The organism is Bacteroides coprosuis, assembly GCF_020741705.1.
In the GTDB taxonomy this organism is placed as follows: domain Bacteria; phylum Bacteroidota; class Bacteroidia; order Bacteroidales; family Bacteroidaceae; genus Bacteroides_E; species Bacteroides_E coprosuis.
In genome coordinates, this window is the sequence record NZ_DYYK01000133.1 from 1 (window position 1) to 11,738 (window position 11,738).

An 11,738-nucleotide genomic window follows, 5' to 3' on the forward strand; every position below is an offset into this window, starting at 1 on the left:
AATTGTTAATGGATTGTAGCAACTTAAGAAAGATAATGAAGTGACATTCTTGAATCTCAATCACTACGCTTAATGCTACGCACATACATAGCTACTCCAGCAATACCCATACCGAAGAGAGTGGCTTCGACGATAGTTCGTGGCCAATTGGGACTACCCAACATAACCAATATACTTAAAGCAGCATAACATCCTATAAAAGCAAGTGCGACACCTAAATTCTTTTTGATCTTCGATTTTTTCATAGCCTACTGCATTTCTTACTATTAAGATAACATTTTTGCTGACTTTATGTTGCTCCCTCACCTCAATCTTAATTGATATTTCACTTCAGCTTAAAGATATTGAAATGGAAAAGAAACAGGAACCTATGAGCCTTCACTCTCTGAACTAGTAGTACTTCAGCTCTCCCCAAGGATACATCACCATCTTATTCTTTAGCAAATCGTGCTTCCACTCTATCCTCCTTCAACACCAAACTCTAAACACTACAAATATCCTCTTACATTCATTTAAAGCATGACTCCGCTGTACAGCTCTTATATATTTAGAATATTGTTACTTAAATACTTGTTTAAGTTATAAACTATAACTATTTTACAATCTTTAATTTTAAATCACAACAAAATAACACCAAAGTAACCTTTTAGGTATAAGTAGATGAAATTCGACATTATCCCTTTTGTGCTACAATAAGGACAATATCGTTTGTCTTTCGTGCCAAAAAGATGTTTCTTTGCAAGAATTATTAAATAAAAGGTAACTTTTAAGAAGAAAAGAACGTAAAGATGCAACAAGAAGTAACTTTAAGCAAAAAAAGTTGTTCAAAGTATGGTGTACTATCCATGATTGGGTGGAATGTACTCATTATCTCGCTACTATTGGCTACACAAAAACCATTAGAAGCACTATTAACAAGTGATGGACTCAGACTTTCGGGTATGGGTTTCTTATTTTTCTTATGGTCTGGAATCTGGTTTTTTATCGGATATCAGTATCGTAAGAAGTATCTTAGGCAAAAAGAAGATTACAAAGAAGAATATTCAGAAGAAGAGCAAAAGGATTTTGACAAAGCATACTTTCAATACTGCTTATCAAAAAATACCAAAGCGATATCTACCGTACTATTTATCACCATTCCATGGTATTTTATAGGTTATGTACAAGGTGATACTATGCACATGAGAGATTATATAGTAATGGGCATCCTACTGCTCATTTCGGCTACTCTTTATGGCATTCATAAAAGATATAGAAATACATTGTAAAAATAATAATCTTTAAGCTTTCTTGTTTAAAAAACTGATACTTGATACAATAAAGCATAAGAAGACCTACTTAACACACTTAAGTAGGTCTTTTTATATCTTGCCCAACAAGGTAAAACCGATTATAGACTCAGCTACTTCTCCACCCCCAAAAAAGACTAAAATAGGTATCGACTAAATACGTTTTTTTGAAAGAGACGTTTACCCACTCTGACACCGACATGATGATTGCATGTCGGTGTCATCGTATCATCATGTCGGTGTCATAATTAGAATACAGTTTCAAGAAAACAGACTTATCTACAAGAGAATCAGCCGCTTTCTCTCTTTTTAGAATAAAAGATATCCGATCTATTTCACAGAGGTAAAAATCAAAAAAAAGGCTACCTAAAATACTTAGATAGCCCTATGAAAATATAATTAAAATGTATGTGTTTCTATTGTCTGCGACGTCCTTTTACATAAGTAACTTTAGTCACATTTCCTTTGACATCTGTTTCTGTAAAATCACCGTCTTTTTTCCCTTCTTTAAATGTACCTTCTGAGCGATTACCATCAGCATCAACAAGCACACCCTGACCATCTTCTAGTCCATTAAGGAAATCTCCCGTATAAACAGAGCCACTAACTAAGCGAAGCACCCCTTTGCCATTGGGCTGATTATCCTTCCAGTTTCCTTCGTAGGTATCGCCATTGCTCCACTTGTATTTACCATGTCCTTCTCTGTTGTTATCTTTCCAACGACCTTCGTAAATAGAACCATTTTCCCAAGTAAAAGTACCCTCACCATCTTGCATACCTTTTTTAAACTCTCCTTGGTATTTATCGCCATTGGCATAGTAATAAGCCCCTCTACCTGTACGTTCGCCATAAACATAAGCTCCTTCGTAACGATCGCCCGTGCTAAATTCATAAACACCTTTACCATGCTGAACATCGTTTACCCAGTCACCAATGTATTTGTCTCCATGAAGATAGATAAAAGTACCACGGCCATTACGAGCATCGTTTTTCCAAGTACCTTCATAAGAAGAGCCATCGTCCCATTTAATAGAGCCATAGCCCTCTTTCTTATCATTTTTCCACTGCCCCTTATACTCGGCACCATTGAGCCAGGTATAGGTTCCTTCACCTTCCCGGTTGTTCTTACTCCAATAACCTACATAGCGATCGCCATTGTGATAGTACATAGTGCCTTCACCTTCTTGGTTATTGTCTTTCCATTCACCACTATAGTGATTATTATTTAAGAAATAGAAATTGCCCCAGCCATTTTGCTTGTCATTTTTCCATTCCCCTTCATACTTTTCACCATCTAGGCGTTTGTACACACCATATCCATGACGGTCTGCACGAGCATATTCACCCTCGTAAATATCTCCGTTCTTATATATCGTTTTTCCCCATCCATCTGGTTTCTTTCCTTTTAACTCACCAAAATAGATTCCTCCATTTTTATAAGCGAAAGAGCCTACAGATATCTCTGTGCTGAACTTATCACGCAATTTTGTAAAAAAGCCTGATTTGGATTGTGCTATAACACCCCCCGACAGCAATAGTGATAGAGATAAGAAAGAATATAGGTATTTCATTATTATTTATTTTTGTCCTGATTTACAGCGGCTGTGTAGAATCGATGCTGTGTTTATATTTTTCAAATATATAATATATTTAAAGAAAGCAATAAGAAATCAGCAGGTTTATAATATCTTTTCACCTGCAATCACCTCTTTTAAATTCTCTTTACATAAGTATTTTTGAGATAGTTCTTGAACTTCTGCAACGGTTACAGCTTTTATTGCCTCCAGAGAAAGCTGAAAATAATCATCGTCAACGCCTGTGGTAAAAGCAAACATCCAGGCATCTGCTACAGCAAAAGCCGATTCATAATTACGACACAACTCCCCAATCATATAGTTCTTTACCTTGAGAAGCTCTTCTTCACTAATCGGTTCTTGTTGCAGACGATCTATCTCATGGTGAATCTCAGCTATTAAAGGTTTTACATATTCGTTATCACACTCCGTATGAATAATAAGAAAACTACTAAAGGGATAATGAGTCATATCTACCCCTATATAATAGGTATATCCTTTTTCTTCACGGATATTAGTAACGAGTCGACTACCAAAGTACCCTCCCAAGATAGTAAGTACTACCCTAAACTTCAGGTAATCAGTATGAGTTCTCATTAATGTGGGCATACCCAAGCAAACAGCACTTTGTACGGATCCTTCTTTCTCTATAAACCCTCTATCCTCTTTTGATGGAGTAAATATAGGAGTAGGACACTCTGTGGGTTTATTTTCATGAGCACCAAAAGGTTTTAAACCAAAGGCTTTTTCTACTTCCTTGAGGTTAGCTTCTGTAGCATCTCCAGCTAAAAAGATATGACAATTATTGGAATGAAAATGCTTATTAAAAAACTCATGAAGTAAATCGGATGTAATTGCAGAGTAATCTTCTTTCTCCGTCAGTTTACCATAAGGATGAGTATCTCCCAACAACATATTGAGCAATCTACGATGTGCCAAGAAATCTACACGGTCTTGATTCACCATAAACTGCTGAATATTCATTTCTTTTACTGTCTCGAGTTTGTCTTTATCAAAGATAGGCTCTTTAATCATTGATTCTAAGATACCTAGTGTCTGCGGAAAGTAGCGACTAAGAGAATAAAGAGTAATGCAGGAGTATGCTGCACCACAGGATAACTCTAGCCACGCACCATAAAAATCGAGTTTCTCGGCAATCTCTTTTGCGGAGAATTTGTTTGTACCTTCTCTCAACATACGATTGGTAAACAAAGCTTGAAGTTTTTGGCTCTGACACCAAGTACCTGCTTTAAAAAGTATATCAAGTCTGACAACCTCTTGCGAACCCACCTTTACAATAGTAATAGGTATTCCATTTGACAATCTCCTACGTTTAGGCAATGGCAAATGCAGTTCAGATAAAGGTTGTATAGTAGGCTGTATAGCTCTATTCATTTGTTTATCCAATCCTTATTTATTAAGTTGTTTTTGTAAGAAAGCTTCTGCACGTTCCAAATCGTGTGGCGTATCAATGCCAATGGTTTCAATATGGGTTTCTGCTACCTTAATGTGGTATCCATGTTCAAGCCAACGTAGTTGTTCTAAAGATTCAGAAAGCTCGAGAGGAGTTTGAGCCAAATCGGTCACCTCCTCCAACACCTGCGCACGATAAGCATATAAACCGATGTGCTTGTAGAAAGTGTGTTGAGACAACCATTCTTCTTTAGGAATATTTCGCAAGTAAGGAATGACAGAGCGACTGAAATACAAGGCAGAGTTATCCAAGCCCACAACTACTTTAGGTGTATTGGGGTTTTCAAGATCTTCCAAGGTATGTTGTTGTTCAGAAAAAGGCTTAACCAAAGTGGCAATATCCGTTTTTGAATCTTCTAAGAAGCAAGATTTTAATGCCTCAATCTGGCTTTTCTGAATAAAAGGCTCATCACCTTGAATATTGATAATGACATCAAACTCTATTCCTACCTTTTGATAAGCTTCAAAGCATCGATCTGTACCCGACTGATGATCTGGTGAAGTCATAATTACCTTACCGCCAAAATCTTGTACAGCTTTTTCAATACGCTCATCATCGGTAGCCACATAAACATCATCCAAGATAGACGAAACTTGTTCGTACACCCTTTGGATAACAGGCTTACCACCCAACACAGCCAAGGGTTTAGCTGGGAAACGAGTCGAAGCATACCTTGCTGGTATTATTCCTATGAATTTCATATGATTGTTTGTTTTAAGTTCTTGTATTCCCTCTTGTACATGAGGGTACTGTATATCTTTAGGCTTCAATACCTTTTTGCCATATTGTATCAAATCAATATCTAGCGTAATATGCTCTTTATCTGCTCTATTCCTACCCAGTTTATTCTCAATCTCTTTAAAAAGACGAATAATTTCATCAGAAGATTGAGTGGTATAGAAAAGAGCGACTTGATTTAAAAACAAAGAAGGATTGCTCAAGCCTATTGGCTCAGTAAAAAGAGGTGTCGAAAACTGAATGTTATTCCAAAAGACAGCCAACTCCTTACGAGCTTCATTTATATAATAAGAAGAGTCTGCATTGCTACCTAAACAAGCAATACAGACTGTATCTTTTTCTCTATCTTGACAATTAATAGAAGAGTTCATCAAGTTCACTTGTTGTTGTGGCACTTGTGCTACCCTCATCTATTGCTGAATCTTTACAAGGGTCGAAATCTTCGGGAAAGATAAAGCTCTTTTCTATATCATAACCCAAGTCTTTATCTTCGTACACTTTCTTAAAGAACTTCACCCAAATGGGTAGAGCCGCTGCTGCCCCTTGCCCATAGAACATCGTATCAAAGTGGATATCTCTATCTTCACCACCTACCCATACGCCTCCTACTAATTGAGGAGTAAAGCCCATAAACCAAGCATCGGCATTATCATTAGATGTACCTGTTTTGCCACCTGCATCTCCCGTAAAGCCATATCGGCGAACACGTCCACCCGTACCTTCATTGATTACAGCACGAAGCATATCTAGCATCTGGTAAGAACTACGTGCACTAATTACCTCTTCCATCTCTGGCGTAAAATTGGATATGATATTGCCTTCACTATCTTCTATACGAGTAACAAATAGAGGAGCAACACGTATTCCCTTGTTTGCAAAAGCAGTATATGCACTGACCATCTCACCTATAGATATTTCGCTTGGTCCTAGTGCAAGAGAAATAGTAGGTTGAATATCTTGATTAAGTACCCCAAAGTTGTGAATCAACCGAACGAGAGCATAGGGATTTAATTTACCCATCAGGTAAGCAGAAATCCAGTTGTTCGAGTTTGCCAATCCCCATTTGAGGGTAACCATCTCGCCCACTCTACCTCGTGAAGCATTTCTAGGAGTCCATGGTCGCCCATTTTCATCCATCAATGTTTGTTGTACATTACGGGTTTGATCGCAAGGAGTAAACCCATTTTCCATAGCCAAAGCATATAAGAAAGGCTTGATCGTAGAACCAATCTGACGACGTCCTACCATAGCCATATCATATTGGAAATAGGTGTAATTGGGTCCACCCACATAAGCTTTTACATGACCATTTAATGGATCCATCGCCATAAAGCCTGTACGCAAGAAATGTTTGTAATAGCGTATTGAATCCATAGGGCTTAGCAATGTATCAATTTCACCATCCCATGAGAATACAGACATACGCTCGGGCGTATCAAAAGCCTTCTTGATTTCAGCATCCGAAGCACCTTCTTGTTTCATCAATCGGTAACGCTCTGTTTGACGTACAGTACGCCACAATATTTTATCAATATCAGCTTGATCTAATTTATTAGAGTAAGGAGCTTTTTTACGACCTTTCTTCTCTTTAAAGAAGTTGGGTTGTAAATATTCGCCTATATGCTCACGCACAGCTTCTTCAGCTATTGTTTGCATTTTTGCATTAATAGAAGTGTATATTTTTAAACCATCCGTATAAATACTATAGTTTTCTCCATTCTTCTTTTGATTCTTTTCACACCATCCAAAGAGTGGATCGTTTCTCCAAGCTACAGAGTCTTCGTAGAATTTCTGCATCTGCCAACCTCTATAATTACTCTTTATGGGCTCTTTGGCCGTCATCACACCACGAAGATATTCTCTAAAATAAGTAGCTAATCCTTCTTTATGGTCAACACGATGATAGTTTAGTTCTAAGGGTAAAGTTTCAAGAGAATCGCATACCTGAGCTGTAATGTATCCACCCTTACGCATCTGGTTGAGTACCGTGTTACGTCTGCCTTTTGATCTTTCATTAAATCGTAAAGGATTATATAAGGAAGGGTTTTTACACATACCCACCAGTGTAGCCGACTCTTCTACAGTCAAATCCAAAGGTTCTTTACCAAAATAAGTATGAGCAGCTGTTTTAATACCTACGGCATTATTCAAGAAATCAAACTTATTAAGGTACATCGTAAGAATTTCTTCTTTGGTATAATAACGTTCAAGCTGAACAGCAATTACCCATTCAATTGGTTTTTGGAAAAGACGTTCCATCACATTATCAGCACGAGGAGAAAACAACTGCTTAGAAAGCTGCTGGGAAATAGTACTTCCTCCACCTGCATTCTTCTGTTGCAATACACCCCGCTTAATAACGGCACGTACCAAAGCTTTTAAATCAACTCCCGAATGCTTATAAAAGCGAACGTCTTCAGTTGCAATTAGTGCATCTATCACGTTTTGAGGAAGTTCTTGGTAAGTAGTATAAACACGATTTTCAGTACTCAATGACCAAGTACCTAATACTTCTCCCTCTTCGGAAATAATTTGTGTAGCAAATTTATAATTTGGGTTCTCTAAATCTTCTACGGGCGGCATGTATCCTATCCATCCTTTCGTAATGGAATAAAATAATACAAAAACTGCAGCCACACCCAATAAAAAGAGTACCCACAGTCCAATGATGAACTTTTTCATATACTATATTATGTAATACTTTTCGTAAATCTAGCTTCTTCAGACAAGTAGCCTGATGTTTAACCATACAAAATTAAAATAAAACTTTCTGTTTCACAAGATAATCGACCGATGGTCTCCTTATATAACGAAACTTAATAGATTTCACGTTGTAAATCAGCCGCTTTTTACATACCTTTACAATCCAAACAATGGTATTTTACTTTTAAAAAGAACCTAATGGATAATAGAAGTTTAGTAAGTCTTGCTGAACACTCCAAAGAGAAACTTCTCTACCTCTTGGATATGGCAAGTAAATTCGAAGAAAATCCCAACCGTCGTTTGTTAGAGAATAAAGTAGTAGCTACCTTATTTTTTGAACCTTCCACCCGAACTCGACTAAGTTTTGAAACAGCAGCCAATCGCCTAGGAGCAAGAATCATCGGTTTCACCGATCCCAAATCATCTAGCTCTGCCAAAGGAGAAAGCCTAAAAGACACCATCACCATGGTTGGTAATTATGCAGATATTATAGTGATGAGGCATCATCTGGAAGGAGCTGCACGGTATGCAGCAGAAATAGCCCCGATACCCGTTGTCAATGCTGGAGATGGAGCCAACCAACATCCTTCCCAAACCATGCTCGACCTCTACTCTATTCGCAAGACACAAGGATCCCTAGAAAATCTTAATATTACTCTCGTTGGCGACCTCAAATATGGTCGAACTGTCCACTCCCTCCTCATGGCAATGCGCCACTTCAATCCACATTTTAAATTTGTTTCTCCCGAAGAGCTTCGCATGCCCGAAGAATACAAGATCTATTGTAAAAAGAATGGTATTTCTTTCGAAGAACATACTATTTTTGACGAAGAAGCAATCTCTGATACCGATATTTTATACATCACTAGAGTGCAATCGGAAAGATTCACAGATATGCTCGAATACGAAAGAGTAAAAAACGCATATACCCTCCACAATAGTATGCTCGAAAACTCTCGACCTAATATGCGCATACTCCACCCTCTACCTCGCGTAAAAGAGATCTCTTATGATGTAGATGATAATCCAAAAGCATATTATTTCCAACAAGCAAAAAATGGACTTTATGCCCGTGAAGCTATTCTTTGTGATGTATTAGGTATAACTATAGAAGATATTGAGAATTATGAAAAAAGATAAAGCTAAATTATCGGTAGCAGCACTCGAAAATGGAACAGTGATAGACCATATTCCTTCTGATAAATTATTTACTGTAGTTAGCATATTGAAGCTAGACAAGATTCAAGAAAAAATCACAATAGGCAACAACCTGAACAGTGAAAAACTAATCAAAAAGGGAATCATTAAAATTGCAAATAAGTTTTTTGATGCCGACGAGATTAATAAGATATCTATAGTTGCACCTCATGTCCGACTAAACATTATCAAAGATTATGAAGTAGTTGAAAAGCGAGAAGTCAATATGCCCAATAAGTTAATAGGAATTGTTAAGTGTGCCAATCCTAAATGCATCACCAATAATGAACCAATGAGTACTCATTTTCATGTGGTAGACAAAGAAAACTGCATCATAAAATGCCACTACTGCGAGAAAGAACAAAACAGAGAAGATTTCGTCATACTAGAGTAAAAATATTTACTAAGGATAGAAATGCAAAATTTTGTTTTCTTCCTTTTAAATAGGTATTTTTGGTTTGGTTGATATAAACACTGAACAAACATGAAACGAGTACTCTTAATTTTACTCTTGCTCCCCTTATCTATTGCACTCTATAGTCAAAGTGCCATATCAACTCTTTATGCAGATAAGAAATTAAATTTTGGAGTAAAAACAGGGTTTACATCAACCATCTTCATGACATCCAATTTCAGCATGGGAGATGTAAAGATAAAACAAGTACAAAACAACTATAAAGTGGGTTATGCAAGTAGCTTTTTTATGCGCTACAATATGAAATCACATTATATCCAGTCAGAACTTGTTTATAGCATCAACAAATGTGAAATTACCTTTGAGAAGCATGGCGAAAAGCAACAAGGTTTTACGCCCGATTATGCTTCTATCAATTCAAGAATGCACAGTATAGAAATCCCCATTCTTTATGGGTACAACTTTATAAAAAAAGATATATATGGTATGTCTTTCTTTGTTGGACCCAAAATAAGATATTTTTGGGAATCTAAAAGTAAAATGGAATATACCAACTTTGACCAATTGAATATAGATGAAGACTTTTATCCTATTAATTTTGGATTAACAGCGGGTATAGCCGTTTATATCTCTAAAATATTCTTTGATTTTAGATACGAACAAATCCTTCATAATATCTCCAAAGGAGTAGATTATGATGGTATGCGCAATGTATCCATTTCTCAAAGTGATAAGAATCTATCACAAGGCGAAATAAAACTTCATAGAAGAGATCATATGCTTAGCTTTTCGCTAGGTGTAATATTTTAACGCTACTATAACAATTTTATTAACTTATTATTCTTTTACTATTTAAATCAAAACAATGAAAAGAGACACTGAAATTTTTGAGATTATTGAGAAAGAGCACCAACGCCAGCTAAAAGGCATTGAGTTAATTGCCTCTGAAAACTTTGTAAGTGAACAAGTAATGGAAGCTATGGGCTCTTGCTTGACTAACAAATATGCCGAAGGATATCCTGGTAAAAGATATTACGGTGGCTGCCAGTTTGTAGACCAAAGCGAACAACTAGCTATTGACCGTCTTAAAAAACTATTCGGAGCTGAGTGGGCAAACGTACAGCCACACTCTGGAGCTCAAGCAAATACTGCAGTATTCTTTGCAATCCTAAAACCAGGTGATAAATTTATGGGATTAAACCTAGATCATGGTGGTCACCTTTCACATGGTTCTTCTGTAAACTTCTCAGGTATTATGTATACTCCTATAGCATACAACTTGAACAAAGAAACAGGACTAATCGATTATGATGAGATGGAGAAATTGGCTATTGCTGAAAAACCAAAATTAATCGTAGGTGGTGGTTCTGCTTATTCTCGTGAATGGGATTACAAACGTATGCGTGAAATCGCAGATAAAGTAGGTGCTATTTTTATGGTAGATATGGCACATCCTGCTGGCCTCATCGCTGCTGGATTATTAGATAACCCAGTAAAATATGCTCACGTAGTAACTTCTACAACTCACAAGACATTAAGAGGACCACGTGGTGGTGTTATCTTACTAGGAAAAGACTTCCCAAATCCTTGGGGTGAAAAAACACGTAAAGGTGAAGTGAAGATGATGTCGCAGATTCTTAACTCTGCTGTATTCCCAGGAACACAAGGTGGTCCACTTGAACACGTTATTGCTGCTAAAGCAGTAGCTTTTGGTGAAGCACTTCGCCCTGAGTTCAAAGAATACCAAACTCAAGTTAAGAAAAATGCTCATGTTCTAGCAGAAGAATTAATGAAGAGAGGTTTTGATATTGTATCGGGTGGTACAGACAATCACTCTATGCTTGTAGACCTTAGATCTAAATATCCAGATTTGACAGGTAAAGTAGCAGAAAAAGCTCTTGTAGAAGCTGATATTACAGTAAACAAGAACATGGTTCCATTCGACTCTCGTTCGGCATTCCAAACATCAGGTATTCGTCTTGGTACACCAGCTATCACTTCTCGTGGAGCAAAAGAAAACCTAATGGTAGAGATTGCAGAATTAATTGAAAAAGTATTATCTAATGTAGATAATGAAGCTAAGATAGCAGAAGTTAGACACCGTGTTAACGAACTAATGGCAGACTATCCTATTTTTGCTTACTAGGCAAACGGCTCATATTAAAATAAAAAGAAAGGCTGTCTAATATTGATTTAGACAGCCTTTTTTAGTACTCTAAAGTATCAGTTTGACTAACTCATCGTATCATCATGACACCGACATGATGATACGATGACACCGACATGTTCTTATCATATCGGTGTCGGAGTAAATCTATTTTTATGCACTGGATGCAATAATCACGTAA

Annotated in this window: 10 protein-coding genes and 1 pseudogene; 5 read left to right on the forward strand and 6 right to left on the reverse strand. The window is 37.0% G+C overall.

Translation table 11 applies throughout. From position 1 onward, the window contains the following. Positions 1–56: 56 nt before the first annotated feature. Positions 57–245: a hypothetical protein gene (locus K8V80_RS07570; RefSeq protein ID WP_006745354.1), complete on the reverse strand. Its 189-nt coding sequence runs from the start codon at positions 243–245 to the stop codon at positions 57–59. 543 nt (positions 246–788) lie between these two features. On the opposite strand from K8V80_RS07570, the gene K8V80_RS07575 reads away from it, so the two are divergent. Beyond that, on the forward strand, positions 789–1,268 hold the full coding sequence (locus tag K8V80_RS07575; protein WP_276776672.1) for a hypothetical protein: 480 nt from the start codon (positions 789–791) through the stop codon (positions 1,266–1,268). A gap of 437 nt (positions 1,269–1,705) precedes the next feature. Here the strand turns inward: K8V80_RS07575 and K8V80_RS07580 are convergent, their stop codons facing one another. From K8V80_RS07580 to K8V80_RS07600, 5 genes and pseudogenes are all read right to left on the reverse strand, one after another. Then, positions 1,706–2,860, reverse strand: a complete 1,155-nt coding sequence (locus K8V80_RS07580) for a phosphatidylinositol-4-phosphate 5-kinase (protein WP_006745356.1) — start codon at positions 2,858–2,860, stop codon at positions 1,706–1,708. A gap of 108 nt (positions 2,861–2,968) precedes the next feature. Beyond that, positions 2,969–4,258, reverse strand: coding sequence for a M16 family metallopeptidase (locus K8V80_RS07585; RefSeq protein WP_276776675.1), 1,290 nt, complete (start codon positions 4,256–4,258; stop codon positions 2,969–2,971). 15 nt (positions 4,259–4,273) lie between these two features. Further along, entirely contained in the window at positions 4,274–5,038 is a 765-nt protein-coding gene (kdsB, locus tag K8V80_RS07590; protein WP_276776688.1) for a 3-deoxy-manno-octulosonate cytidylyltransferase, read from the reverse strand. A gap of 48 nt (positions 5,039–5,086) precedes the next feature. Beyond that, positions 5,087–5,485, reverse strand: a pseudogene (locus K8V80_RS07595) (2-amino-4-hydroxy-6-hydroxymethyldihydropteridine diphosphokinase); the annotation flags it as partial. Next, positions 5,430–7,757, reverse strand: coding sequence for a transglycosylase domain-containing protein (locus K8V80_RS07600; RefSeq protein WP_276776678.1), 2,328 nt, complete (start codon positions 7,755–7,757; stop codon positions 5,430–5,432). The pseudogene K8V80_RS07595 and the gene K8V80_RS07600, both read right to left, overlap by 56 nt. Before the next feature lie 219 nt (positions 7,758–7,976). Between K8V80_RS07600 and pyrB the strand changes: the two genes are divergently transcribed. The 4 genes from pyrB to glyA all read left to right on the forward strand — a co-directional run bounded on the left by pyrB (position 7,977) and on the right by glyA (position 11,536). Further along, positions 7,977–8,918, forward strand: coding sequence for an aspartate carbamoyltransferase (pyrB, locus tag K8V80_RS07605; RefSeq protein ID WP_276776681.1), 942 nt, complete (start codon positions 7,977–7,979; stop codon positions 8,916–8,918). Next, positions 8,905–9,369, forward strand: coding sequence for an aspartate carbamoyltransferase regulatory subunit (gene pyrI, locus K8V80_RS07610; RefSeq protein ID WP_006745360.1), 465 nt, complete (start codon positions 8,905–8,907; stop codon positions 9,367–9,369). Before pyrB ends, pyrI begins: the two co-directional genes overlap by 14 nt. A 90-nt stretch (positions 9,370–9,459) precedes the next feature. Beyond that, positions 9,460–10,200 (forward strand): porin family protein, encoded by a 741-nt coding sequence (locus K8V80_RS07615; protein ID WP_006745361.1) that lies wholly within the window; start codon positions 9,460–9,462, stop codon positions 10,198–10,200. A 55-nt stretch (positions 10,201–10,255) separates the two neighbouring features. Beyond that, entirely contained in the window at positions 10,256–11,536 is a 1,281-nt protein-coding gene (gene glyA / locus K8V80_RS07620) for a serine hydroxymethyltransferase (RefSeq protein WP_276776686.1), read from the forward strand. Positions 11,537–11,738: the final 202 nt, after the last annotated feature.